General features: G+C 65.3%; 22 protein-coding genes and 1 pseudogene. 12 read left to right on the forward strand and 11 right to left on the reverse strand.

Annotation, left to right across the window (positions count from 1 at the left end; all coding sequences use genetic code 11):
* Positions 1-23: 23 nt before the first annotated feature.
* The 9 genes from XH98_RS19640 to XH98_RS19680 all read right to left on the reverse strand — a co-directional run bounded on the left by XH98_RS19640 (position 24) and on the right by XH98_RS19680 (position 8716).
* Positions 24-506, reverse strand: a complete 483-nt coding sequence (locus tag XH98_RS19640) for a cytochrome c-type biogenesis protein (protein WP_271602232.1) — start codon at positions 504-506, stop codon at positions 24-26.
* Positions 507-509: 3 nt separating this feature from the next.
* On the reverse strand, positions 510-2492 hold the full coding sequence (locus XH98_RS19645) for a heme lyase CcmF/NrfE family subunit (protein ID WP_271602233.1): 1983 nt from the start codon (positions 2490-2492) through the stop codon (positions 510-512).
* Entirely contained in the window at positions 2489-2980 is a 492-nt protein-coding gene (ccmE, locus tag XH98_RS19650) for a cytochrome c maturation protein CcmE (protein ID WP_057753077.1), read from the reverse strand. The genes XH98_RS19645 and ccmE overlap by 4 nt, the downstream gene beginning before the upstream one ends.
* Before the next feature lie 37 nt (positions 2981-3017).
* The gene (gene ccmI, locus XH98_RS19655; RefSeq protein WP_271602234.1) at positions 3018-4133 is read right to left on the reverse strand and encodes a c-type cytochrome biogenesis protein CcmI; all 1116 of its coding nucleotides are present in this window, start codon (positions 4131-4133) and stop codon (positions 3018-3020) included.
* A gap of 131 nt (positions 4134-4264) precedes the next feature.
* Positions 4265-4468: a hypothetical protein gene (locus XH98_RS19660; protein ID WP_442868610.1), complete on the reverse strand. Its 204-nt coding sequence runs from the start codon at positions 4466-4468 to the stop codon at positions 4265-4267.
* A gap of 165 nt (positions 4469-4633) precedes the next feature.
* A complete protein-coding gene (locus XH98_RS19665; RefSeq protein ID WP_271602236.1) occupies positions 4634-6037 on the reverse strand; it encodes a hypothetical protein in 1404 nt (467 codons plus the stop codon).
* 149 nt (positions 6038-6186) lie between these two features.
* A complete protein-coding gene (locus XH98_RS19670; RefSeq protein WP_271602237.1) occupies positions 6187-7563 on the reverse strand; it encodes a sensor histidine kinase in 1377 nt (458 codons plus the stop codon).
* Positions 7564-7657: 94 nt separating this feature from the next.
* Positions 7658-8332 carry a response regulator transcription factor gene (locus XH98_RS19675; protein WP_014496705.1) on the reverse strand — a complete coding sequence of 225 codons (675 nt, stop codon included), beginning with the start codon at positions 8330-8332 and terminating at the stop codon, positions 7658-7660.
* Between the two features lie 228 nt (positions 8333-8560).
* Positions 8561-8716 carry a hypothetical protein gene (locus tag XH98_RS19680; RefSeq protein ID WP_271602238.1) on the reverse strand — a complete coding sequence of 52 codons (156 nt, stop codon included), beginning with the start codon at positions 8714-8716 and terminating at the stop codon, positions 8561-8563.
* A 234-nt stretch (positions 8717-8950) separates the two neighbouring features.
* On the opposite strand from XH98_RS19680, the gene ku reads away from it, so the two are divergent.
* The 7 genes from ku to XH98_RS19715 all read left to right on the forward strand — a co-directional run bounded on the left by ku (position 8951) and on the right by XH98_RS19715 (position 15111).
* A complete protein-coding gene (gene ku, locus XH98_RS19685) occupies positions 8951-9940 on the forward strand; it encodes a non-homologous end joining protein Ku (RefSeq protein WP_271602239.1) in 990 nt (329 codons plus the stop codon).
* Positions 9941-9998: 58 nt separating this feature from the next.
* The gene (locus tag XH98_RS19690) at positions 9999-10235 is read left to right on the forward strand and encodes a hypothetical protein (RefSeq protein ID WP_220003847.1); all 237 of its coding nucleotides are present in this window, start codon (positions 9999-10001) and stop codon (positions 10233-10235) included.
* Between the two features lie 186 nt (positions 10236-10421).
* Entirely contained in the window at positions 10422-10601 is a 180-nt protein-coding gene (locus XH98_RS19695) for a hypothetical protein (RefSeq protein WP_271602240.1), read from the forward strand.
* 184 nt (positions 10602-10785) lie between these two features.
* Positions 10786-10950, forward strand: a complete 165-nt coding sequence (locus tag XH98_RS19700; RefSeq protein ID WP_057753070.1) for a Flp family type IVb pilin — start codon at positions 10786-10788, stop codon at positions 10948-10950.
* A gap of 98 nt (positions 10951-11048) precedes the next feature.
* Positions 11049-12590, forward strand: coding sequence for a thymidine phosphorylase family protein (locus XH98_RS19705; RefSeq protein WP_271619621.1), 1542 nt, complete (start codon positions 11049-11051; stop codon positions 12588-12590).
* Complete coding sequence (locus XH98_RS19710; protein ID WP_271619622.1) at positions 12587-13519, forward strand: ribose-phosphate pyrophosphokinase; 933 nt, start codon at positions 12587-12589, stop codon at positions 13517-13519. The genes XH98_RS19705 and XH98_RS19710 overlap by 4 nt, the downstream gene beginning before the upstream one ends.
* The gene (locus XH98_RS19715) at positions 13516-15111 is read left to right on the forward strand and encodes an MBL fold metallo-hydrolase RNA specificity domain-containing protein (protein ID WP_271619623.1); all 1596 of its coding nucleotides are present in this window, start codon (positions 13516-13518) and stop codon (positions 15109-15111) included. The genes XH98_RS19710 and XH98_RS19715 overlap by 4 nt, the downstream gene beginning before the upstream one ends.
* Here XH98_RS19715 and XH98_RS19720 read toward each other — a convergent pair.
* Positions 15071-17635 carry a cation-translocating P-type ATPase gene (locus tag XH98_RS19720; RefSeq protein ID WP_271619624.1) on the reverse strand — a complete coding sequence of 855 codons (2565 nt, stop codon included), beginning with the start codon at positions 17633-17635 and terminating at the stop codon, positions 15071-15073. The genes XH98_RS19715 and XH98_RS19720 overlap by 41 nt on opposite strands.
* A 277-nt stretch (positions 17636-17912) precedes the next feature.
* Here XH98_RS19720 and XH98_RS19725 point away from each other — a divergent pair, with 277 nt between their 5' ends.
* The 5 genes and pseudogenes from XH98_RS19725 (at position 17913) to XH98_RS19745 (ending at position 24727) form a co-directional block, all read left to right on the forward strand.
* Entirely contained in the window at positions 17913-18266 is a 354-nt protein-coding gene (locus XH98_RS19725) for a hypothetical protein (RefSeq protein ID WP_333932346.1), read from the forward strand.
* A gap of 117 nt (positions 18267-18383) precedes the next feature.
* Positions 18384-20129, forward strand: coding sequence for a thiamine pyrophosphate-requiring protein (locus XH98_RS19730; RefSeq protein WP_271619626.1), 1746 nt, complete (start codon positions 18384-18386; stop codon positions 20127-20129).
* Positions 20130-20250: 121 nt separating this feature from the next.
* On the forward strand, positions 20251-22821 hold the full coding sequence (locus tag XH98_RS19735; RefSeq protein WP_271619627.1) for a GAF domain-containing sensor histidine kinase: 2571 nt from the start codon (positions 20251-20253) through the stop codon (positions 22819-22821).
* An 11-nt stretch (positions 22822-22832) separates the two neighbouring features.
* Positions 22833-23018, forward strand: a pseudogene (locus XH98_RS19740) (response regulator); the annotation flags it as partial.
* A 77-nt stretch (positions 23019-23095) separates the two neighbouring features.
* Positions 23096-24727, forward strand: coding sequence for an alpha/beta hydrolase (locus tag XH98_RS19745; protein ID WP_271619645.1), 1632 nt, complete (start codon positions 23096-23098; stop codon positions 24725-24727).
* Positions 24728-24733: 6 nt separating this feature from the next.
* On the opposite strand, the gene XH98_RS19750 is transcribed toward XH98_RS19745, so the two are convergent.
* Complete coding sequence (locus tag XH98_RS19750) at positions 24734-26323, reverse strand: MDR family MFS transporter (RefSeq protein WP_271602248.1); 1590 nt, start codon at positions 26321-26323, stop codon at positions 24734-24736.
* Positions 26324-26332 lie beyond the last annotated feature (9 nt).

The following is a 26332-nucleotide window of genomic DNA, read 5'->3' on the forward strand; positions in this document are numbered from 1 at the left end:
ACCTTACGTATCACTGCGTAGGCTCAAGAGGACTTTGCGTCCTCGGACATCAACGCGGCGAGCTTCGCCTCCTCGTCCGGTGTCAGCGGCGGCGTCGGTACATCTGCACCTTCCCGCGCACGACGGCGGTTCTGCCGCCACAGTGCAAAGCCGCCCCCGGCGAGCAGCAGCGGCGCGAGCAGCCAGAGCAGCATGGTCTGCCGTTCGAAACGCGGCCTCAGCAGCACGAACTCGCCGTAGCGCGCGACCAGGAAATCGAGCACCTGCGAATTGCTGTCGCCGGCCGCGATCCGCTCCCGCACGAGCAGTCGCAAGTCGCGCGCGAGCGGCGCATCGGAATCGTCGATCGACTGGTTCTGGCAGACCATGCAGCGCAGCTCGCGCGACAATTCGCGCGCACGCGCCTCCTTGACGGGATCCGACATGATCTCGTCGGGTTGCACGGCATGCACCGCAGGCGCGGCCAGCAGCATCAGCGCTACGATCGCGGACATCATCCGACGCATCGATCACTCCGCCGGTTGCAGGCGCTGCTTGGCCCGCGCCGGCTTCGGCGCGCCGACGCGCAAGCGCCGGTCGGACAGCGACAGCATGCCGCCGAACGCCATCAGCACCGGGCCCCACCAGATCAGCAGCACGAACGGCTTGTGATAGATACGGACCGCGATGGCGCCCTCAGTGGTGACGTCACCGAGCGAGATGTAGAGCTGGCTCGCGCCGCGGGTCAAAAGCGCGGCCTCGGTGGTCGAGGAGCCGCGCGTCGTGAAGCTGCGCTTCGAGGGCGTCATGAGGCTGAGCGCTTCGCCGCCGCTGCTAACGTTGAACTGGGCGACCATCTCGCGATAGTTCGGCCCCTGGCGCTCGAGCAGGCCGTCGAGCTTCAACTCATAACCGGCGACCTTTGCGACGTCGTTCGGCTTCATCGTCGCGATATATTCGCTGTTCCAGGTGGTCTCGCAGACGATCCCGATCAGCGCGACGCCAAGACCGGCATGCGCAAACGCGGTGCCCCAGGCCGAGCGCGGCAGGCCGCGGGCACGGTGTAGCGTCGTCGCAAACGGCAGGCGAAACAGACCGGTTCGCTCAGCCATATCGGTCACGGCGCCGGCGATGACGAAGACCCCAAGTCCAATCGCGAGCGGCGCCAGCGCGCTGCCGCCGCGCGTCCAGGCCCAGACGATCGCGACCACGACAAGGCCGGCGGCCCCGGCGGCCAGCAGCCGCTGGGTGACACCGAGCAGGTCGCCGCGCTTCCAGGCCAGCATCGGTCCGAACGGCACCGCAAGCAGCAGCAGCGCGAACAGCGGCACGAAGGTCAGATTGTAGAACGGTGCGCCCACCGACATCTTGAAGTCCGCGAGCACTTCCATCGCCAGCGGATACAGCGTTCCGAACAGCACGACCGCGCAGGCCACCGTCAGCAGCAGATTATTCAGGACCAGCGCGCCCTCGCGCGAGATCGGCGCGAACAGGCCCCCCTGCTTCAGCGAGCTCGCGCGGCCCGCGAACAGCGACAGGCTGCCGCCGATGAACAGGCAGAGGATCAGCAGGATGAAGACCCCGCGGGTCGGATCGTTGGCGAAGGCATGCACGGAGGTGATGACGCCCGACCGCACCAGGAAGGTACCGAGCAGCGACAGCGAGAAGGTCAGGATCGACAGAAGAATGGTCCAGACCTTCAGCGCGTTGCGCTTCTCCATCACCAGCGCCGAATGCAAGAGCGCAGTGCCTGCGAGCCACGGCATCAGCGAGGCGTTCTCGACCGGGTCCCAGAACCACCAGCCGCCCCAGCCGAGCTCGTAATAGGCCCAGTAGGAGCCCATCGCGATGCCGAGCGTCAGGAAGATCCAGGCCACCAGCGTCCATGGCCGCACCCAGCGCGCCCAGGCCGCGTCGATCCGCCCCTCCAGCAGCGCCGCGATGGCGAAGGAGAACGAGATCGAGAAGCCGACATAGCCGAGATAGAGCATCGGCGGATGCACGGCGAGACCGATATCCTGGAGCACCGGATTGAGGTCGCGCCCCTCGATCGGCGGATTGGCGATGCGCAGGAACGGGTTCGAGGTGATCAGGATGAAGAGATAGAAGGCGCTGGCGATCCAGGCCTGGACGGCCAGCACATGCGCACGCAGCGACAGCGGCAGATTGTTGCCGAAGGCCGCGACCAGTCCGCCGAACAGCGCGAGGATCGACACCCACAGCAGCATCGAGCCTTCATGGTTTCCCCACACGCCGGTGATCTTGTAGATCAGCGGCTTCATGGAGTGGGAATTCTCGTAGACGTTGGCGACGGAGAAATCCGAGTTCACGTGCAACGTCACCAGCGCGATGAACGAGGCGCCGACGAACAGCAGCTGCGCCAGCGCGGTGGAGCGCGCCACGTTCATCAGCGCGGGATCGCGCAGGCGCGCGCCGATGACAGGCACGAAGGACTGGATCAGCGCCAGCGCGAGCGCCAGCACCAGCGCGTAATGTCCGGCTTCCGCGATCACCGCACCGCTCCCTGCGAATTGCCCTGCGCCGTCGCCGCCGCGGGCTTTCCAGCGTAATCGTCCTTCCAATGGCCCTGCTTCTTCAGGGCATCGGCGACGTCCTTGGGCATGTAAGTCTCGTCGTGCTTGGCGAGCACGGTGTCGGCCTTGAACACGCCGCTGGCATCGAGCGCGCCCTCGGCGACGACGCCCTGCCCTTCGCGGAACAGATCCGGCAGGATGCCCTTGTAGGCGACGGGCAGTTTGGCGCCGCCGTCGGCGACCTCAAACGTCACGGCGAGATTGTCGCCGCGCTGGAGCGAACCGGGCTGCACCAGTCCGCCGAGGCGAAATCGCTTGCCGGGGGCGACATGTTTCTCGGCCACCATGGTCGGGGTCGAGAAGAACACGATGGAGTCGCGAAGTGCGTTGAGCACCAGCGCGGCCGCGAGCGCGAGCACGGCGAGCGAGCCGCCGATGATGGTCATACGTCGCTGCTTGCGCGTCATGGCGTATCCGTTCTCCGCTCGTCTTTCGCGGCGACGATCATCCGTCGAGCCCGAGATTCTTGAGGCCTTCATTGAGCTGGCGCAGCCGCTCGGCATCCCTGGCGACCGCCTGGCGGGCATCGGTCGTGGCACCAAGCGCCCTGTCGCGATCACCCATCACAAGATAAGCGCGAACCAGGCGCAGCCAGCCCTCGACGTCGTCGCCGTTCTGCTTGAGACGCGTGGCAAGACGTTCGACCATGCCGCGGATCATCGCGTTGCGATCGCCGTCGTTCATCTCCTTGGAGGCCGCGATGGTCTCGTCGGACAGCGCCGGCATCGTCACGTCACTACCGGCAAGGCGCGCGAGCGAGGTCTGCACCAGCGGCCGCCACGGCGCATCCGCCGGCGCCTTCGCCAGCAGCGCGCGCCAGATATTGGCCGCGTCCTCCTTGCGGCCGTCCTGCTCGGCGGCGAGCCCCAGGAAATAGTTCGCCTTGGGATCGTCAGCGCTCAGCGCATGTGCGCGCTCGAACTCGGCCTTGGCCTCCGCCGTCACCACGCCGCCTGCAGCGGCCGTGATCGCCTCACCGAGATCGGCGCGGCGCTCCGGGCTTTCGCCATTGTAGGTGATCGAATTGCGATAGGCGCGCACCGCCTCGTCGAAACGGCCGAGCCGCTCCAGCACCGGCGCAAGCACGTTCCAGCCGCGGCCGTCGGTCGGATTCTTCTCCAGGTGCTGCTGAACCTGCGCGACCAGGTTCTCGAGCGACTGTGCCATGCCGGGCCCCGCGCCGCGCTGTCGCTGCGCCAGCGGGAAATCACGAAGCGCAGGCGAGCCGAGCGGGACGTAGATCGCGACCGCCACCAAGGGCAGGCCGACAAGCGCGAGAACGGATGCCGCACGGCGCCATTTCAGGCTGGAATCCGGCGCGGGCATTGGCTCGCTGCCAGCAGCGGCGAGCAGCCTGCGGCTGATTTCGATTCGCGCCGCCTCGGCTTCCGGCGCCGCGATCAGTCCGGCGGCAAGGTCGCGCTCGATCTCGGCCAGCTGGTCCTTGTAGACCGCGACCTCACTGCCTTGATTGTCGGGACGCCCGCCACGGCCGAGCGGCCAGAGCACGGCGAATATCGCCGCGACCGTCATCAGCGCGAACACGAACCATAGCGTCATCAGGCAAGCTTCCGGCAGCGCGCGAACCGCGCCCGTACGTGGCTTTACACCACGGCCGGATGATGCGGCAATTGACAATTGTCAATTCAGCGCGAGCCCACACCGTCCCGAAATAGTGAAGATCCAACGGCTTAGCCGATCTCGAAGTCCGCGCTCCGAGCAGCGTCCTCGCCGTGCCCGTTGAAGGCCCTCAGGAAGTATGTTCCCGGCTCGATGGCCTCAGGCAGTCTGATCCGCAAGGCTCCGACCGGAACAGGCGATGCAACTCGGGTGACCGTCTCAGCCAGTTGCCGACCGCTCGCCTTTTCGACCAGCACCATCTTCGCGCCGACCATCAGCCTCCGATATTTGGCAACAATGACGCGGTTCTCAATTTCGATCGAGCTGATAATGGGTTTCATGCGCCGACAAATAGAATTCCAAAAACCTGCACGGCGAGCGTAGGGCTCACAAGCCACACCGTCAACCACAAATTGTGATTGCGAAGAGATGCGCTTGAATCAGCTTGCGCGCGTCGATTTGCGCTCGCCTGTCGCGGCGTTCTCCGCGGCGCGGCTCATCAGGGAGGCGTAATCGTCGCCGAACAGCACCTGGCAGAAGCGGATTGCGGCCTGCACCTGCTGCTGCCGGTAGGCGCGGACCTTGTGATCTGCGCCGCGCAGCGACTGCACCGCCTGCTCGGTCGAGCGTTCGACATATTGCTGGAGGTCGGAATAGGTGCGCAGCGTCACCTCGTTGATGGCGAGTTCGCTGGCATAGTTGCGGCAGGTCGCGACGAAGTCGATCAGCGCCACGGTTTCCTCGACGTCGGTGGTGTCGATCCGTGCCCCGGGCGGAATGTCCTTTTCGGGGCGCTGGCGCAGGATACGGCGAACCCGGCCGGGAACGCTGTCGATTTCCGATTGCAGGGCATTGGAGATGTCGGCCCGGATTGCAGTCAGTTGCTTGCCCCAGGCCGAATCGTTGCGCAGGTCGAGTTCGGTGCGCAGGCCGCGCACGCCATCATGCAGCGCTTTCAGATTGTCGGCGACGGTCTCGAATTGGCCGCGCTTGATGTCCATGCGCAGATTGGCGGCAACGCGAGACAGATCGTGCAGCGCCATCGTGACGGCGACGCCATACGGGGTCGCCGCGACGCGAATCTCGTCGTCGGACGCGGCGATCTTGATGGCGAGACGAATGATCTGCCAGGGCGCGGTCATGCGCTGGACCACCACGGACAATGCAAAGGGCAGCATTTGCGGCGTCTGCAGCACGGGAATGTTGAGCGCCGCGGTCACCGAGGCGATCTGGGGATCGCCGAACTGGCGCAGGAAGCGCGGCAGCTTTTCATTGAGCGTGCCGAGGGCCTCGCGAACGGCGAGCACTGCACCGATCGAATAGAGGTCCTCGATCACGCTGGGCGGACCGACCCGGGCAAGCGCACGCGACTTGTCGCCGCCGCCCGGTCCCGTCAGCTCGAAGATGGCGTCCGCGGCTACGGCCTGAAGCTTGAGCGCCAGCGCCTCGACCTGCCCCGAATTGTCTGTCGCCGGCATGCGCGCCAGCGCCACCTCGAATTCGCTGATCTTGCCGGGGGCACCGTCGCGGCCAAGCCATTGCCAGATCGGATGCAGCGAGGAGCGGCGGATCTGGCCGACCCGGATCGGGGCTCCGGCCTCCACCAGGAACGGTTCCAGCACCTGGAACAGCAGCCGTGACAGATCATCGGTACGCGGCGGCGCAGCTTCGTCGGCTTCGGTCTTGCGCACGATCTTGCGCAACTGCTCGAGCACGAGGGTCGCGACAGCCGTGTCCTGGCCGCGCTCGAGTGCGCGTTCGAACTCCCGCATCAGCAGCGCCTGCGCCTGCGGCGGGAGCTGTGCGAGATATTCCCTCAGCCGCTCGATCGATGTCTGGCTCATGCGCCCGGGTGATGCACGGTAAAATGGCAGACGTGGGATGCGTCCGCCCCTGATCATAGGCGGGCGCGCCTTAAGAAGCCGTTGAGGAAGTGGTTCCGAAACCATCCGGTTTGCACCGGAAGCCCAAATAATCGAGCCAGATCAGAGGATTAAATTCCCGGCAGCACCAGCTCGGCCCGCAGGCCCCCGATCGGGGCGCTGCCCAGCGAGAGGCTGCCGCCGTAGAGCGCGGCAAGGTCGGTCACGATCGAGAGCCCGAGCCCTGAGCCCGGCTTCGATTCGTCGAGCCGCTGGCCGCGCCGGGAGACCTGGGCGCGCTCGGCCTCCGAGAGGCCGCGCCCGTCATCATCGACGATCACCCGTAGCCGGGGCCCGGCGCCCGCGTGAGCGGGTGGCTCGACCAAGACCTCGATGAAGACCCGCGAGGCCGCCCATTTGCAGGCGTTGTCGACGAGATTTCCGACCATCTCCTCCAGGTCCTGGCGCTCGCCCCGGAATTTCGCCGACGGTTCGGCCTTGGCCTCGACCGCGACGCCGCGGCCGCGATAGATCTTCTCCATGGTCCGCCGCAGCGCCTCGATGGCGGGGGCGACCTCCGTCACGGTGCCGACGATCGAGACCCTCGCCGCGATGCGGGCGCGCTCCAGATGATGCGCGAGCTGGCTACGCATGACGTCCGCCTGCTCCATCACCTTGGCCGCGAACGGATCGGCCGCGTGCGTTCCGGCCTCGTTGACGATCACGGACAGCGGCGTCTTGATCGCATGGGCGAGATTGCCGACATGGGTGCGCGCCCGCTCGACGATCTCCCTGTTGGCGTCGATCAGCGCGTTGGTCTCGCGCGCCAGCGGCGCAATCTCGACCGGAAATTCGCCCTCGAGCCGCTCGGCCCTGCCGGAACGAATGTCGGCGATGGCTTCCGAGATACGCTTGAGCGGTGCGAGACCGAAGCGGACCTGGAATACGGTGGTCAGCAGCAGCACGATGCCAAGCGCGGTGAAGGTGCCGCCGAGGTAATAGTCGAAGCTGCGGGTCTCATCGAAGATCTCGGTGGAATCGCCGGCGACGCTGACGAGGTATTTGCCGTCGGCGCCGAGATCGACCGGACGCTCGACCATGCGCAGGTTCTGCCCCTCCGGCCCGTCGACATAGGCCAGGCGAATGCCGGCGGCCGTGAGCTCGACGCCCAGATCTTCCAGCTTCGGCAGCTTCTTGTCCCACAGCGAGCGCGAGGAGCGCAGCTCCGGCTTCTCGGTGTCGGTGCGCGTGATCTGCCAGTACCAGCCGGACAGCGGCAGCTCGAACAGGGGCTCGCCGAGCGACTGGAACTGGCGGTCCGGCGGCTCGTCGGGGGTGGCGACCTCGGCAATGAGGGTGCGCAGATAAAGGTTGAGACGGCGGTCGAAGGCCCGCTCGGTCGCGTTCTTGTAGACCGACGACAGCACCACGCCCGTGATGGCCAGGATCACCACGAGCCAGGCGGTCGCCGACAGGAACAGGCGGTTCGCAAGCGAGCTGGCGGGCATCGGGATGATCCCGGTGGCGCGAGGTGGTGGCATAGCGTCGGCGGTCATATCAGGACCAAGGCCCGCCTCGGGCCGCCCGTCAAGCCTGCACTGCTCAGGCGCCGGGGGCCGGCGGCGGGGTCAGGAGATAGCCGAGGCCACGGACGGTCTGGATGATGTCGACGTCGAGCTTCTTGCGGATGCGGCCGACAAAGACCTCAATCGTGTTGGAGTCGCGGTCGAAATCCTGGTCGTAGAGGTGCTCGACCAGCTCCGTACGCGACACCACGCGCCCCGAATGGTGCATGAGGTAGGCCAGAAGCCGATATTCGTGCGAGGTCATCTTCACGGGATTGCCGGACACGCTGACCCGGCCAGTGCGGGTGTCGAGCGTGACGGGTCCGCAAGAGAGCTCGCTCTGGGCATGGCCGGTGGAGCGGCGCAGCAGCGCGCGGATGCGCGCCAGCACCTCCTCGAGGTGGAACGGCTTTGGCACGTAATCATCGGCGCCGGCATCGAAGCCCTGTACCTTGTCGCTCCAGCGATCGCGAGCGGTGAGGATCAAAACCGGCATGGTGCGGCCGTTGCGGCGCCAGGCCTCCAGCACCGAGATGCCGTCCTTCTTGGGCAGGCCGATATCGAGCACCACGGCGTCGTACGGTTCGTTGTCGCCGAGATAGTGCCCCTCCTCTCCGTCGAAGGCGCGATCGACGACGTAGCCGGCGTCCGTCAGCGCCTTGGTGAGCTGGCGATTGAGATCAGGGTCGTCCTCAACAACAAGCAGGCGCACGCTTCTCTCCAGAAATAGGCCGCATCAACACCGCACCAGATGAGCAATTCCGGCGTGAACTGAATATGAACGCCGGGAACCGGCCGCGTTACTTTTTGGTCATATACCGAGGGCCTCAGTCAATGCGACTGCGCCCGTCAGGCCGGCGGCATGACGGGCGCAATGTGCCGCATCTTGCGGCTATTCGGAAGGTCCGCCCTTCCTGTCAATTTGCCATCGACCTCGCCATCAGGTCCGGAAAAACACGAACCAGACAACGGCGAGGATCAGGACCGCAAGCCCGGTCGAAATGGCGAGCAGCGCGGCCACCGACGGCCCAGGTTCGCCCTGGCGTGCCTCGGTCGCTGTTTCGACGATCTGACGGTCCTCGCGCGTGGTTGCCATGGTGACCTCAATCCTGGATGCCGTTTGCGATGGCCGCGACCTCCTTACGGCCCTCTATCCCGAGCCAACGCCCGATCCGATTTGATGTTCCGGCATTTAGGACTGGATCGGTCCGAACCGCCGGGGTGAGCGACTGGTTAACGCAGTTGCAAGATTCCGACCGAACCTCTGTATGATTCGGTGTTCCCCGATGGTATCCTTATAGGTCTGTCCCTGTTGCGTTTGGAGTAGCCCATGGCCCCCCGCGCCAATTGGAAGGGTTTTCTGCGTCTCTCGCTCGTGACCTGCCCGGTTGCGCTGTATCCGGCCACGTCGGATACCGAGAAGGTCTCGTTCAACCAGATCAATCGCAAGACCGGCCACCGGATCAAATATCTGAAGGTCGACGCCGAGACCGGCGACGAGGTGACCTCCGAGGACATCGTCAAGGGCTACAAGGTCGATACCGACACCTATATCGAGGTCACCAAGGACGAGCTCGACGACATCGCGCTGGATTCGACCCATACGATCGAAATCGACGAGTTCGTGCCGAAAGCCGACATCGACAATCGCTACCTGATACGCCCCTATTATCTCGTGCCCGACGGCAAGGTCGGCCACGACGCCTATGCGGTGATCCGCGAGACCATCCGCAGCATGGACAAGGTGGCGATCGGCCGCGTGGTGCTGACCAACCGCGAGCACATCATTGCGCTGGAGCCGCTCGAGAGCGGACTTATGGGCACGCTGCTGCGCTACCCCTACGAAGTGCGCAGCGAAAAGGAATATTTCGACGACATCCAGGACGTGAAGCTGACGAAGGATATGCTCGACCTCGCCAAGCATATCGTCGAGAAGAAGTCCGGCGCGTTCGAGCCCGAGCTGTTCGAGGATCACTACGAGACCGCGCTGATCGATCTCATCAACAAGAAGCGCGCCGGCACGCCGATCGCGGCCAAGGCCACGCCGAAGAGCGGCGGCAACGTGATCAACCTGATGGACGCGCTGAAGAAGAGCCTCGCAAACGAGAAGGACGCGGCGCCCGCGGCGAGGGCTGCCAAGGAGACTGCCAAGGAAACCGCAAAGGCCAAGAAGCCGAAGAAGCGGGTCGAGGGTCAGCGCGAGATGCTGCTGCCGATCTCGGGCAAGGGCGGCAAGGAGGCCGCAGCGAAGGAAGCCGCGCCGAAGAAGGCCGACAAGCCGGTGCGCGCGACGACGGCACGGACCAAGAAGGCCGGCTGACCGCATCACACCGCCGGCCGCGCCGTGACGTCTTCCCTTTCCGATCGAGCGGACTGACATGCCCTGGTCGACGCCGTTCGCCGATCCGATCGGCTTGCGCGGCGGACGCAGCCTGCGCACGCTGCAGGAGGCCGCTGACTTCATCATGCGGCTGCCTGAGGAGGAGCAGCAGGAGCCGCGCTGGCAGACCGCAATCGAGATGCTGATCAACGCGGCGGAGAGCGGCGGCGGCTGGCTGCTGTTCGCCCGCATCGGCATGTTGCGCGCGTTGAATGGGAACGGTCGGCGCGATTGAGGCCATGATCGGCATGCTTGCCGACCGGTTGACGAACAGCCTCAACGAACCCTTAAGCGGCCGGATCTTTTTTGGCACGACGATGCCAACTTGCCGCACCGGGTATTCCTACGGGACGGAAAATTAACCGCTGATTGCCTTTGCGCGCACCATGGTTCCATCGATTGAGCCAGGGTTCGCACCTCCGTGCCGCAACAGGACGCCAGGAAGAACTACATCGGCATCGTGAGTGAGGCCGAGGACGAGCGCATCGCCGACACGGTGCTGCGGGCGCGGTCGCTTGTCATGCGCGATCTGTTCGGACGCCTCGCGGCAGCGCTGGGACGTCCGCGCAAGGGCGCGCCGGGACACACCACCAGCAATTGAGGCTGGCCGCTTCCGCTCATTTGCAGCGGATAATGAAACCTTCGTTTAACGGCTGCCGCGTTAAGACACGGCAGGCTGGTCGGCCGGACCCGCGAATTTGACGCGCGAACAGCGCCTCTTCGATCGCTTTACCAGTTTGATAACGACGCGCGGCTACATTGGACCGGATGAACAGGAGTTGGCGATGATTGTGCTCAGGTCTTTTCTTGCCGATGAAAGTGCCGCCACCGCGATCGAGTATGGCCTGATCGCCGCCGGCATCGCGCTCGCCATCGTCACCATCGTGACCAACACCGGCAGCGTCCTCCTGAGCAACAAATTCAACTCGATCAGCGCGGCCACGAAGTAGGCTCGCAATCGGCAGCCGATCTTGCGGACCATGATCTGAGTCAAGCCCGCCGAGACAGCGGCAGCTAAGCATGACGGACCCAGCTTTGCGGTCCGTCCATGAATCCTGATCTGTCACCCTTCCCGCTCAAGATACGCCGTGTCCATCTCGATACGGGCCGCGAAAACGTCGTCGTCATTTCCAGGCGGTCAAAGGCGCTGCGTGCCGATATCTTTCGCGGCTTCAGCCGCGTCGAGCTTCGGCTGGACGACAAGACGCTGCTCGCGACGCTGCTGATCACCGATGACGACGCATTGGCAGCCCAGGACGAAATCGGTCTTTCCGAGCCTGCGTTCCACCGCTTCGGCAAGCCGGTCGGCACCTTGGTCACGGTGGCGCCGGCCGCGCCGCCGGAGAGCCTCGAGGCGGTGCGCGCCAAGATCCGCGGTCGAACGCTGGATCAGGCGGAAATCGGCGCGATCATCAACGACCTCGCCCATTTTCGCTATTCCGACATGGAGATCGCCGCCTTTCTGATCGGTTCGGCAAGCTTCATCACGAGTGACGAACTGCTGGCCCTCACCGGCGCCATGGCCCAGGTTGGCACGCAGCTGGTGTGGCCCGACCCGATCGTGGTCGACAAGCATTGCATCGGCGGCATTCCCGGCAACCGCACCTCGATGGTGGTGGTGCCGATCGTCGCGGCCCACGGCCTGCCGATTCCGAAGACCTCCTCGCGCGCCATCACCTCGCCGGCCGGAACGGCCGACACCATGGAGGTGCTGGCGCGGGTGAATGTCGGCGTCGAGGAGATGAAGTCGATCGTCTCCTCCTGCAACGGATGCCTGATCTGGGGCGGGCACGTGAACCTGTCGCCGGCCGACGATGTGCTGATCTCGGTCGAGCGGCCGCTCAGCCTCGACACCCGCGAACAGATGGTCGCCTCCATCATGTCCAAGAAGATCGCGGCGGGATCGACGCATCTGCTGATCGACATTCCGGTCGGGCCAACCGCGAAAGTCACCAGCGCCATCGACGCAATGCGGCTGCGAAAGCTGTTCGAATTCGTCGGCGACCGGTTCGGCCGCTCGGTCGAGGTGATCACGACCGACGGCCGCCAGCCGATCGGCAACGGCATCGGCCCGGTGCTCGAAGCCAATGACGTGATGGCGGTGCTCGGCAACGAGGTGGATGCGCCGCACGATCTGCGCGAGAAATCGCTGCGCCTCGCCGCCCATCTGCTGGAATACGATCCGAAGCTGCGTGGCGGCGCCGGCTATGCACGTGCGCGCGAACTGCTGGAGAACGGCGCCGCGCTGAAGCAGATGCAGAAGATCATCGACGCCCAGGGCCCGTCGAAATGCAGCGCCGAGCTCGGACCCATCAGCTTCGACGTCAAGGCGGCACATGACGGCGTGGTGTCCGCGATCGACTGCCTGCGCCTGAACCGTCTCGCCCGCACCGCGGGTGCGCCGCTCGACAAGGGAGCCGGCATCCGCCTGTTCAAGAAGATCGGCGACCGTGTCGAACAGGGCGAGCCGCTCTATCGCGTCTACACCTTCGACGGACCCGAGCATGATCTGGCCGCCTCGGCCGCCCGGCAGGAGACCGGTTACGTCCTCAACGGTCATGAGCCTCTCCAGAGCAGGACGCCGTCGTGAGCGCGATCGCGCTTCAAGCGCTGCCCTCCGGCACCGGCGCGGCAAAACGGCTTGCGGCGCGGCTTGACTCGGGGTCTGGGCTTGGCTGCGGCGAAATCGCCCTGCACCGCTTTCCGGACGGCGAGCTACGCGTCACGGTCGCGCCGGCAGCAGACACCACCATCCTTTTTGCCCCGCTCGATCAGCCCAATGACAAGCTCATCGCCCTGCTGTTCGCCGCGGAGGCGCTGCGGCGCGATGGCGCCAGGCGGCTGGTGCTGGTCGCGCCCTACCTCTGCTACATGCGGCAGGACATCGCGTTTCATCCGGGCGAGGCCATCAGCCAGCGCGCCATGGGCCGCCTGCTCGCAACGCTGGTCGACCGCGTCGTCACCGTGGACGCTCACTTGCATCGCACGTCCGACATCAGGTCCGTATTTCCGGACATCGAGGCGGAGAACCTGTCCACGATGCCGGCGATCGCGGATGCCCTCGCCGCCGATGGCATCGATCCGGCGACGGTCGTGATCGGTCCCGACGCCGAGTCCGAGCCCTGGGTGAGCGATCTGGCGAGCCGGCTGCGGCTGCAGCACACGGTGGCCCGCAAGAGGCGGCATGGCGATCGCTCCGTCGAGATCGATTTTGCCGATCCGACGCTGCTCGCAGGACGACCGGCGCTGATGGTCGACGACATCGTTTCCTCGGGAACGACATTGATGGTCGCAGCGCGTGCGCTGCGTGCGATGGGCACAACGGCCGTCGATGCGGTCGTGACGCACGCGCTGTTTCCGGCCGCGATGGCCACCGCATTCACCGACGCCGGCATCCGGTCGATCCGTTCGACCGACAGCGTGCCGCATCCGACCAATGCGATCGCGCTCGACGAGATTCTCGCCGCCGCCCTGCGGTCCGAACTCGGCACGACACGTTCGCGGGAGACGACGAGATGAGCATCACTATTCGCTTCTGCGGGGCTGCCCGCACCGTCACCGGCTCCAGCTATCTGTTCCAGACCGCCGCCGGCGGCTTTCTGGTCGATTGCGGCCTGTTCCAGGGACAGAAGACGCTCAAGGAGCTCAATTACGGCGTCTTCCCGTTTCGTCCCGCCGACATCCGGACAGTCCTGCTCACGCACGCCCATATCGACCACAGCGGCCTGCTGCCGAAGCTCGTGCGCGAAGGCTTTGCGGGGCAGATCCTGGCGACGCGCGGCACGATCGACCTCTGCTCCTATATGCTGCCGGACGCCGGCAACATCCAGGAGTCCGAAGTCGCGCAGCTGAACCGGCGCAACAAGGCTCGCGGCCGCAGGGAAGTCGAGCCGATCTACACACAGGCCGACGCGGTCGCATCGCTGCAATCGTTTCGCGCGGTCGATTATGAACACTGGACCAGTGTGATCCCGGGGGTCCGCGCACGCTACTGGAACGCCGGCCATTTGCTCGGCTCCGCCTCGATCGAGCTCGAAATCGCCGAGCAGGGCTCGCCACGCCCGCTTCGCGTGCTGCTCTCCGGTGATGTCGGGCCGGAGGCCAAGCTGCTGCAGCCCGATCCCGAAGCGCCTGTTGACCTCGACTATGTCATCTCGGAATCCACCTATGGCGACCGCGTGCGAGCTGCCACGACACCTGCGCTCCGCCGGCAGCATCTCGCCGCCGAGGTGCGCGAGGCGGCGGCGGGTGGAGGCGCACTGCTGATCCCCGCCTTCGCGGTCGAACGCACCCAGGAGCTGATCGTCGACCTCGTCGACCTGATGGAGCACGGCGAGATTCCGACCGCGCCGATCTTCCTCGATTCTCCGCTGGCGATCCGGGCCACCGAAGTCTTCCGCCGGCACGCCGCGAGCCTCGACCCGAGCGTCGACGCCGACCGCCTGCTCAACTCGCCACATCTCAAATTCACCGAAACCGCCGACGAGAGCAAGGCGATCATGCGGCTCAGCGGATTTCACATCATCATCGCGGCAAGCGGCATGTGCGATGCCGGACGCATCCGCCATCATCTGAAGCGGTGGCTCTGGAACGAACGCGCGACCGTGCTGCTCGCCGGCTTCCAGGCCAGCGGCACGCTCGGCCGCTTCCTGCAGAACGGCGCGAAGGCCGTTCGTATCCAGGGCGAGGAAATCCGGGTCGCGGCCCGCATCCGCATGATCGATGAATATTCGGGTCATGCCGACGGCCCCGGCATGGCTGGCTGGATAGCGGCACGCCGCCCCATTTCCCGCGGGCTGTTCCTGGTCCACGGCGAGGAAAGCGCCATCGCGGGCCTGGCCGAGCGCGTCGCCGAACGCATCATTCCGGCGGCGAAGGTCTACCAGCCGATGCTGGACGACATCTATGAACTCGCCGCCCCCGAACCGCGCGTGATCGACGTCGATCACCGCCGGCGGCTCGCGCCCGAGGCCGTGACCCGCCTCGACTGGCACAACGAGATGTCGGAGCTCACGCTCGACATCAACGACAGGCTGGCAGCAGCCGCCGACGACCGCGCCCGCGGCGTCATCATCCGGCGACTCCGCCGCGCCCTGGACGAGAAGGCATAAGCGTGCCCGCCCCTGAAGTCGGCACGCGGCGACGCAATGGATATTTCGATAGTTCCAGCAACACGAGGCAGACGAGCGCGACCGCGGCCGTGACGGCGAGATCATCCGCATGCAGGGGACCAAAGCGGAACAGGTCGGCCGCGGCCGGCCACACCAGGCTCAGGGCAAGCACCGACGTCACGAAGGTGACGATGACGACGAGCGTGCGGTTCGGCCGGGTGAACGCTTCGACCAGCGAAGTCGAGAACGAGCGGTTGACGAAGATCAGGCTGACGATCACCAGCACCAGCGAAAAGAACGTCAGCGCACGGACCTCGCTCGCCGGCATGCCGTAGCGGTTTGCCGTCACCATCACGCCGCCGGTGAGGGCCAGAGCCAGGCCGCCCTGCAAGGCCGACCAGATCAGCAGCGACCTTGGCAAGAGCGGCTCGTCAGGCGAACGCGGCGGCCGCCGCATCACGTCGCTCTCCTCGGTCTCGGCTTCGAAGACCAAAGAGCAGACGGGATCGATGATCATCTCGAGAAACGCGATGTGAACGGGGCCGAACAGCAGCGGCATCCCCGTGAGCAGCGGCAACAGCGCAAGTCCTGCGATCGGAACGTGGACCGCGAGAATGAAGCTCATCGCCTTGCGCAGATTGTCGTAGATCCGGCGGCCGAGCCGGATCGCCTTCACGATCGAGCCGAAATCGTCGTCGAGCAGAACGATCGATGACGCCTCGCGCGCCACGTCGGTGCCACGACCGCCCATGGCGATGCCGATATGGGCAGCCTTCAGCGAGGGGGCGTCATTGACGCCGTCGCCCGTCATGGCGACGATCTCGCCGGCGTCCTTGAGCGCATTGACGATGCGCAGCTTCTGGGCCGGTGCTATTCGCGCGAAGACGGCCCGTCCCCGCGCCGCGCCGGCGAGTTCGGCATCGCCCATGGCTTCGACATCCGCTCCAGTCACGACACGTTCGGGATCGAGGCCGGCCCGCATCGCGATTGCCGACGCGGTTGCGGGATAATCGCCTGTGATCATGACCACGTGGATGCCTGCGGAGCGGCATTCGGCCATGGCGTCCTTGACTTGCAACCGCAACGGATCGGCAAAGCCGATCAAGCCGCAAAAGCGAAAAGGGAAGCCGTGTTGCGTCTCGGGAAGATCGGTCTCCGTCCAGCTCGCCCGCGCCACGCCGAGCACACGGAGCCCTTCCCGCGCCAGCGCGTCGATGCGCGAGCGCAATTCAGCCAATTCTTCCGCACTCATTCCGCAAAGCATGCCGATCGTCTCGGGCGCGCCCTTCGCCGCGACAATGCAGTCATCGCCGCACCACACGTTCGACATGGCGAGCAGATCGGGACGCAAGCCATAGCTCTGCACGAGCCGCCGGCCCGCGCCGGCGTCAGCGGCCAGCGCATGCAACGCCTTCTCCATCGGATCGAACGGCTCCCGGACACAGGCCAGCACGCCGGTCTCGATCAACCGGTGGAACGCGGGCGCCGCGCGGACCGCGGTATCAGGCGTGTGTTGCGTGCCGTCAGGCAGCACCAGGCGCGCAACGGTCATGCGGTTTTCCGTCAGCGTGCCGGTCTTGTCGGTGCAGAGCACGGTCGCGGCGCCCAGCGATTCAATGGCCGAGGCGCGCCGCGTCAACACGCGCGCCTGGGAGATGCGCCAGGCGCCCATGGCGAGGAACACCGTCAGGACAACAGGGAATTCCTCCGGGAGCATCGACATGCCGAGCGCGATGCCGGCCAGTACGCCCTCCAGCCAGCCGCCGCGGTAAAGCCCATACAGGAGAACGGTCAACCCGATCACGAAGGCGCTGGCGACGGCGAATGTCGCCACCAGCCGCGTCGTCTGTTGTTGCAAGCGGGGCGCTTCTGTCGCCAGCGAATGCAGCGATTGCCCGATCTTGCCGATCTCGCTCAGGACGCCGGTCGACGTCACTTCGGCCACCCCGCTGCCGCGAACCACAAGCGTGCCGGAGAACACGAATGGCTGGTCATCGCCGCCGGCGTGCGGCGCTATCGATGTTTCGGGTGACGGCAAGGCCTGTTTTCTGACTGGAACCGATTCCCCCGTCAGCAGCGATTCATCCAGCAGGAGATCGATGGTTTGAACGACCGTGGCGTCGGCGGCCACGCGATCCCCCTCTGAGAGTACGATCAGGTCACCGCGAACGACCTCACGACCGGGAATCCGGATGCGCTCGCCGCCCCGGATGACCAGTGCGCGCGGGCTGGTCAGATCGCGTAGCGAGTCGAGCACACGCTCGGTGCGGGCCTCCTGCACGATGGTGATGACGATCGAGATCGATGCGAAGGCAAGAAGCAGCAACGCCTCGGCAAGATCACCCAGAACGAAATAGATCAGGCCGCCGGCCAGCAGCAACAGCAGCATGGGCTCGCGCAGCACCTCGACGATGAGGCGCAGGATCGTCCGCCGGCCCGTGCGCGGCAGCTCGTTGAAGCCGTCGGCCTTCAGCCGGGCCTGTGCTTCGGACGCGGTCAGCCCCTGCATCGCCGGCAATCTCATGGAAGTTCCCAGGGGTCCTTGCTCGATAAGGATGCGTCATCCCCGTCACCACCATCATCTTGCCATGCCGCAACCAGCCACCGGCTTGACGTGGGTCAAACGTTGCAACGCGACAAGCGACATCCCGTTCGGATAGCTCCCATTTCCGTCAAGTTTGACGCGCATGTCACGGCTGTTATTCTTCCCGGCGCAGCTCGATGAACCCCTCAATCGCTGAACCAAGGCTATTTGAAAGATGCAGACGAGACGCAATTTGCTCCTGGCTCTCAGCCTCATCTTGATCGGCGCCTGGTCACAAGATCGCGCGAGAGGACAGAACTCGGCCACGCCGCCGGTTTCGTTGGCTCCGCCCAATGCGTCGGCGCCGCATGCGGGGACGAAGAATTCGCCGAGAACGTCCGCCGGCGTGCCGTCGACGCCGCCGACCAGCGGGCTTCCGCAACTGCCGAGCCCTGCAGCCGCCGCCGACTACGATGGCTTCAGCGTCGGTACTGACGACCGCGACGCACCAAGCCAGGTGACGCCGCCTGCGAGGTCGCGCGCGGCAAACGGCCTCGACCCGCAGTCGTTGGTCGATCAGGAAGACGAGGCGTTGAAGCGCAAGCTGACGATTTGCAAGAACTGCAAGTAGGACCGGTCGCCAAACTTGAGCCCGGATGGAGCGAAGCGAAATCCGGGGAGCAGATCCGGCGGGTGCAGCCATCCCGGATTACGCTTTCGCTCCATCCGGGCTACAGCAGCGCACTGCATGGCTGACCTACCGCGAACATCCCTCACCCGTGCTTTACCCTCCCCCAATTTCCTGATCCTCTCTCCCCAACAGCCGGAGCAACCGGCCAGGCCCAGGGAGAGAGACGCCATGAAGCTCGGCACCGCCATTGCGGAAATCATGCGGCGCGAGGGGATCGAGATCCTCTGCGGGTATCCCGTCAATCATCTGATCGAGCACGCAGCCAAGGCCGAGATCCGGCCCGTGACGGTGCGGCAGGAACGCGTCGGCGTGCACATGGCGGATGCCATCTCACGCGTGACGTCGGGGCGTACGATCGGCGCATTCTGCATGCAGCACGGCCCCGGCGCGGAGAATGCAATGGGCGGCGTGGCGCAGTGCTTCGGCGAATCCGTTCCCGTGCTGGTGCTGCCGATGGGCTATCAGCGCCGGCTTGCGCATATCGAGCCGAACTTCAATTCCAGCGAGGCGATGAAGCCGTTCGCGAAATCCTCCGAGCCGATCATCCTGGCCGCCGAGGTCGCCAACATCTTTCGCCGTGCCTTCACCAAATTGAAGAACGGGCGCGGCGGGCCGGTCATCGTCGAAATCCCCTCCGACATGTGGAATGAGGAGGTGCCCGAGCCGCTGAACTACACGCCGGTGCTGCGCACCCGCTACGGCGCCGACCCCGTGCATGTGAAGGAAGCAGCAAGCCTGCTCCTCAATGCCAAGCGTCCGGTGATCTATGCCGGCCAGGGCGTGCACTACGCGCAGGCGTGGCCGCAACTGAAGCGATTGGCGGAACGGCTGGCCATTCCTGTCACCACCAGCCTGGGGGGCAAATCGTCATTCCCCGAGACGCATCCGCTCTCGCTCGGCTCCGGCGGTCTCGCCGTGCCGCGCGCCGTGCCCAAATTCCTGGCCGAAGCCGACGTCATCTTCGGCATCGGCTGCTCCTTCACCGAGACCAGCTTTGGCATCGCGATGCCGAAGGGCAAGACCATCATCCATTCGACGCTCGATCCGAACCATCTCAACAAGGATGTCGAAGCCAGGATCGGCCTCGTCGGCGATGCCGGCCTCGTGCTCGATGCATTGCTGGAGGAGATCGGCAAGACCGTCACTGCCGACCGCGATGCCTCGGCGGTCGCGGCCGAGATCGCGGCTTCGCACAAGGAGTGGCTGGCCAAATGGATGCCAAAGCTCGCCAGTAATGACGCGCCGCTCAATCCCTATCGCGTGCTGTGGGATCTGCAACACACCGTCGACATCGACAACACCATCATCACCCATGATGCCGGCAGCCCGCGCGACCAGCTCTCGCCGTTCTGGAAGGCGGTGACGCCGCTCTCCTATCTCGGCTGGGGCAAGACGACGCAGCTCGGCTACGGCCTTGGCCTTGCGATGGGTGCAAAGCTGGCAAGGCCCGACAAGCTCTGCATCAACGTCTGGGGCGATGCGGCCATTGGTTTCACGGGCATGGATTTCGAGACCGCAGTGCGCGAGCGCATCCCGATCATGTCGATCCTGCTCAACAATTTCTCGATGGCGATCGAGCTCAAGGTGATGCCGATCTCGACCGAGAAATATCGATCGACCGACATCTCCGGCGACTACGCCGCGATGGCGCGCGCCTTCGGCGGCCATGGCGAGCGCGTGACGAGGCCCGAGGACATCATCCCCGCGATCAAGCGCGGTATCCAGAAGACCAGGGAAGGCGTGCCGGTGCTGCTGGAGTTCATCACCAGCAAGGAGACCGAGGTGTCGCGGCCGGGCACGTGAGCGGTTCCACGGGCTGCTTTCGATATGCACTGCGACAGGGCTGGTCGAGACGGTGCGGGAATGGAATAATCCGGCTTTCAGCGAATGGGGCCCCGCTGGGGTCGGCCCTATGGATTTCCGGATGACCGCCCTCGTGCAGAACGTGGTGGCCGAGCTCAAAGCCAGGATTGCCGAGCTCGAGCAGCAATTGCAGGCGAGTACGGCGGCCAATGCGCGGCTCTCCAACGAGGCGCGGGAAGCGCTGGAGCAACAGACCGCCGCGTCGGAAGTCCTGCGCATCATCAGCAGTTCCGGCGGCGACCTCGCGCCGGTGTTCGACACCATGCTCGGCAAGGCCATGCAGCTGTGCGGTGCGGACTTTGGCGTCCTCAACACGTATGATGGCGAGCGCTTTGAAACTGCCGCCACCCGTGGGCTTCCGCCCGCTTACGACGAATACCGCGGGAGCCGCCCCCTCGATTATGGCCCGGGTACCGCGCCGGTGCGCCTGCTGCAAGGCGAGCCCTACGTGGAACTGGTCGACCTCATGGATTCGGAGGCCTATCGCACGGGCGAACCCAACCGTCGCGCTCTGGTCGATCTCGGCGGCGCGCGGGCGGTGCTGGCAGTCCCGCTCGTCAAGGACGAGCGCGTGGTCGGCAACGTCATGATCTTCCGGCAGGAGAACCGGCGCTTTTCAGACAAGCAGATTTCGCTGCTCAAGCAGTTTGCTGCGCAAGCCGTCATCGCCATCGAGAACACGCGACTGCTTCGCGAACTGCGCACAAGCACGGACGACCTGCGGGAATCACTCCAGCAGCAGACCGCCACCGCCGACGTGCTCAAGGTCATCAGCCGCTCGGCGTTTGACCTGCAAGCCGTTCTCGAAACGCTGATCAAATCCGCCGTCGAGTTGAGCGGCGCCAATCGTGGTTCGATTTTTCTTCGCGAAGGGGACGTGTTTCCGCTCAAGGCGGCATCCAGCACCACTCCGGAATTCCTGCAATATTGGGCGGCAAATCCGCCGCGGTCGGGCCGCGGTTCGGCGACCTCACGCGTCATCGCCTCGGGAAGGGTCGAAATCATCCCGGACGTTCTCGATGATCCGGAAATGCAAATGCCGGCCGGCTCGCTGGTCAAGATCCGTGCGGCGCTGGGTGTGCCGATGCTGAGGGACAACAAGGTCGAAGGCGTGCTGGTCTTGACGCGACCCGAACCGGGGCCGTTTACCAAAAGCCAGATCGATCTGGTGCAAACCTTTGCGGACCAGGCGGTCATCGCCGTCGAGAACGCCCGGCTGTTCGAACAGGTGCAAGCCAAGACGCGCGACCTGGAGGAATCCCTGCAACAGCAGACCGCCACTGCCGATGTGCTCAAGGTGATCAGCCGATCGGCGTTCGACCTGCAGGCCGTGCTGGATACGCTTGTCGAATCCGCGGCGCGTCTCTGCGAAGCCGATATGGCCGCCATCACCCGGAAAAGTGGCGAGGTCTTCTACAGGGCCGGCTCATACGGCTTCCCGCATGAATTCGTCGAATACGCCAGGTCAACGCCCGTCAATCCCGAACGTCGTACCATCACCGGGAGGACGCTGCTGGAGGGACGCATCGTTCACGTGCACGACGTCCTCGCCGATCCCGAGTATGATTTCGAAGGGCAGCAGCTCAGTGGCAATCCCCGCACCTTTCTCGGGGTGCCGTTGCTGCGCGAGGGGACGCCGATCGGCGCCCTGACCTTGACCCGGTCAGTCATCCGGCCGTTTTCCGACAGTCAGATCGAACTCGTCTCGACATTTGCCGACCAGGCCGTGATCGCCATCGAGAACGCGCGGCTGTTCGACGAGGTCCAGCAGCGCACGGCCGAGCTGTCGAAATCGCTCGAAGATTTGCGCGCCACGCAAGACCGCCTGGTCCAGACCGAAAAGCTGGCCTCGCTCGGCCAGCTCACGGCCGGCATCGCCCACGAGATCAAGAACCCGCTCAACTTCGTCAACAATTTCGCGGCGCTGTCGAGCGAGCTGATCGAGGAGCTGAACGAGCTGTTGCAGACCACCGCACTCAACGACAAAACCAGGGAGGACGTCGGCGAGCTCACGCGTTTGCTGAAGGACAATCTCCAAAAGGTCGTCCAGCACGGCAAGCGTGCCGATTCCATCGTCAAGAACATGCTGCTGCATTCGCGCGAAGGCAGCGGCGAGCACCGGCCGACCGACGTCAACACGCTGGTCGAGGAGAGCCTCAACCTCGCCTATCACGGCGCCCGCGCCGAGAAGTCGCAGTTCAACGTCACGATCAAGCGCGACCTCGATCCCGCGGCCGGCACGATCGAAGTGTTCCCGCAGGAGATCACCCGCGTGCTGCTGAACCTGATCTCCAACGGGTTTTACGCGGTCGTCAGGCGCAAGGCCGAGGGCGGAACGGGGGACTACGAGCCGGCCCTGATCGCGCAGACGCGCGGGCACGACAGCCATGTCGAAATCCGCATTCGCGACAACGGCAGCGGCATTCCGCCGGACGTCCGCAAGAAGATGTTCACCCCCTTCTTCACCACCAAGCCTGCCGGCGAGGGAACCGGGCTTGGCCTGTCCATGAGCCACGACATCATCGTGAAACAGCATGGGGGCACGATCGACGTCGAAACCCTGCCGGGCGAATTTACCGAGTTCACGATCCGATTGCCGCGCAAAAGCAATTTTCACGAGACCAGAGGCTAGCCGTGACCGTGATCGAGATGCTGCCGAAGGTGAAGGAGATGCGCCCTGACGTGCCTGCCATCATGATTACGGCCTATGGCGATGCCGACACGCGCGGCAGGACGTTGGCCCGCGGCGCAAGCGGACTGTTGACCAAGCCGATCGACTTCGCTCTGCTGCGCGAGGAGATCGACGCGCGGCTCGCGCAGGCGGGATAGCGTCGCCCGGGAGGGCTCTGGTGAATCTGGCGCTGACGGTTCGGCGACAACTGCTCTCACTGTCCGGCGTCGGCCTCATGCTGGGCGCGCTGTTCTTCGCAGCGGCGCTGACGCCGACGCTGATTCCGCGCAGCTATCTCACGCAAGGAGCGCTGGCCGGCGGCTGCTTTGCGATCGGCTATTTCACCGGCGTGCTGTGGCGCCGGCTGTGGCATTATCTCGAACTGCCCGAGCCTTCGGCGCGCGCAAGGTCCGTCGCGAACGCGCTTGTCGCCGCCGGCTGCCTGCTCGTCGTCATCGTCGCGCTCTGGCGCACGACCGCATGGCAGAACGCGATCCGTAGCGTGATGAAGATGGCGCCGGTCGAAACCGCGCATCCGCTCAAAGTGTGCCTCATCGCGCTGATCACGTTCGTCGTGCTGCTGGTGCTGGGGCGGTTGTTCGCACTTTTGGCCTACATTCTCGCTGTCGGCGCGCGGCGTATCATTCCGCGCAAGGTCGCCACTGTCATCGGCGTGATCGTCGCAGGCCTGCTGTTCTGGTCGATCGCGAACAATCTCCTGATCCGCACCGCCTTCAACGCCCTCGATTCCTCCTTCCGCGAGCTCGACGTCCTCTTCGAGCCCGAGCGGGCGCAGCCGACCTCGGCCGGCAAGACAGGAAGCCCGGCATCCCTGGTGAAGTGGACGGAGCTCGGGCGCATGGGGCGCCGGTTCATTGCCTCGGGTCCGACCGCAGCCGAGATCAGCACCGTCACGGAGCATCCCGCGCAGGAGCCGGTGCGCGTCTATGTCGGCCTCGCGGCCCGCGACACGGCGCAGGCACGCGCGCGGCTTGCGCTCGACGAACTCAAGCGCCAGCGGGGTTTTGAACGCAAGATTCTGATCGTCATCACGCCGACCGGCACGGGCTGGATCGATCCGGCAGCGATGGATACGGTCGAGTATCTCCATCATGGCGATGTCGCCAGCGTCGCCATGCAGTACTCCTATCTCAACAGTCCGCTGTCGCTGCTGTTTCAGCCCGAATACGGCGCAGCAGCCGCGCGTGCCCTGTTCGCCGAAATCTACGGCTACTGGACGACGCTGCCGAGGGACCAGCGGCCGAAACTGTATCTGCATGGGCTCAGCCTCGGCGCCATGAACTCGGAGAAATCAGCAGAGCTGTTCGAGACGATCGGCGATCCCATTGCCGGCGCGCTGTGGAGCGGTACGCCGTTCGAGAGCCGCATCTGGCGCTCGATCACCGACAACCGCAATCCTGATACACCGGCCTGGCTGCCGGAATTCCGCGACAGCCGCTTCGTGCGCTTCATGAACCAGAACGGGCCGACGGTGCCGCCGGACAGGCCCTGGGGAGCGATGCGGGTCGTCTATCTGCAATATGCCAGCGACGCGATCACGTTCTTCGCCTACCGCGACGCCTATCAGGCGCCTGCCTGGATGAACGCGCCGCGCGGGCCCGACGTGGCACAAGAGTTGCGATGGTATCCCATCGTCACCATGCTGCAGCTCGCGCTCGACATGGCGGTCGCAACTCACACGCCGATGGGCTTTGGCCATGTCTACGCGCCCGAGCATTACGTCGATGCCTGGGTCGCGGTCACTGATGTCAATGATTGGTCGGCTGAGGCGCTGGCGAAGCTCAAGAGCCATCTTGCTGCCCGAGCACGACAGGCACCTGGCGACGATCCCGATCGCGGCGGATAAAGCGCCCTACTCCGCCATCTCCACCGGTTGCGCCTTGGAGGGACCGGCCAGCGGCCGCTCCTCCATCAGGATCAGGCAGAGCGAGGCGGTGGCCATCAGCGCGGTCGCAGCGGCGAAGACGTAGCGGAACGCGTGCCGCATGTCGTCGGCCGGGATCGCCGGGATGCTGCCTGCGGCGTGATGCTCGCCGGCCAGCGGAATGTCGGCGCCGAGCGCGATCAGCAGGATGGCGGCGAAGGCTGCGACCGTGAAGGACGACATCAGCGAGCGGAAGAAATTCATCGCGCCGGTGATGGTGCCGACCAGCGGACGGGCGACGGAGTTCTGCAGCGAGACCACGCAGACCGGAAACGTCGTGCCGAGGCCGAGCGCGAACGCGGCCATCAGCGTCAAGAGGCCCCACAACGGCAAGGTCGTCAGCGTGAGGCCGAGTGCGCAGATCGCGGCCCAGGACGTGCCGATGATGGCGACGCGCTTGTAGTGCTTGGCGCGCGCCATGGTGCGACCAGCGACCGCCGCACCTATGGTCGAGACCGCCGCGAGCGGAATCAGTGCAAGTCCCGCCTCGCTGGCGCTGAGGTGATAGACCGACTCGTAATAAAGTGGCAACTGCACGGTGAGGCCGGTGATGGCGCCGAGGCCGCAGCCGCCTGCGGTCAGCGCAAAGGGCGCAACCGATCCGCTCAGCAACGGCAACGGCAGGAATGGCTCGTCGGCGCGGCGCGCGTGCCAGACGAAGGTGAACGCGAGCGCGATTGCACCGCCCACCATCGACAGCACGGTCGGCGACAACCATCTATAGCGCGTGCCGCCCCAGGTCAGCACCAGCATGAAGACGACAGCGGAGGCCATCAGCAGCACGCCGCCGAGCCAATCGACCTTGCGCTTGCGGTGGAACACCGGGATCTTCTTCATCTTCGGCAGCAGCAGCGCGAGCGCTGCGGCTGCGAGCGGCAGATTGATCCAGAAGATCATCGACCAGTGCAGATGCTCGGCGAAGACGCCGCCGATGACGGGGCCCAAAATGCCGCCCACCATCCAGACGCTGGAGAAATAGGCCTGATACTGGCCGCGCTCACGCGGGGAGACGACGTCGGAGATCACGGTCTGCACGACAGGCATGATGCCACCGCCGCCCAGTCCCTGAAGACCGCGCGCGAGAATCAGCATCGGCATGCTCGGCGCGATCGCGCACAGGATCGAGCCGGCGACGAACAGGCTCAGCGACACGATGATCATGGCCTTGCGGCCGTAGATGTCGCTCAGCGTGCCGAATACCGGCGCAACCGCGGTCGAGGCGAGCAGATAGGCGGTGATCACCCAGGACAGGTTCGAGACGTCCTGGAACTGGCGCCCGATGGTCGGCAGCGCGGTCGCGACGATGGTCTGGTCGAGGGCGGCCAGGAACATCGTCAGCATCAGGCTGATGACGATGGTGCGAACCTCATCTGAGGTCAGCGGCACCGGCGGCGAGATCGGGGGCGCGTCGCTGACGCTGATGACCTCGCCCGGAAGACGGGTCAGTTCCTCGGCGATGTCGTCGGGCAACGTCTGGATATCGGCAGCCTGGCTGCTCTGCCGTGTGAACTGGTTCATCTCGGACTG

The sequence above is a fragment of the Bradyrhizobium sp. CCBAU 51745 genome, assembly GCF_028128715.1.
In the GTDB taxonomy this organism is placed as follows: Bacteria; Pseudomonadota; Alphaproteobacteria; order Rhizobiales; family Xanthobacteraceae; genus Bradyrhizobium; species Bradyrhizobium manausense.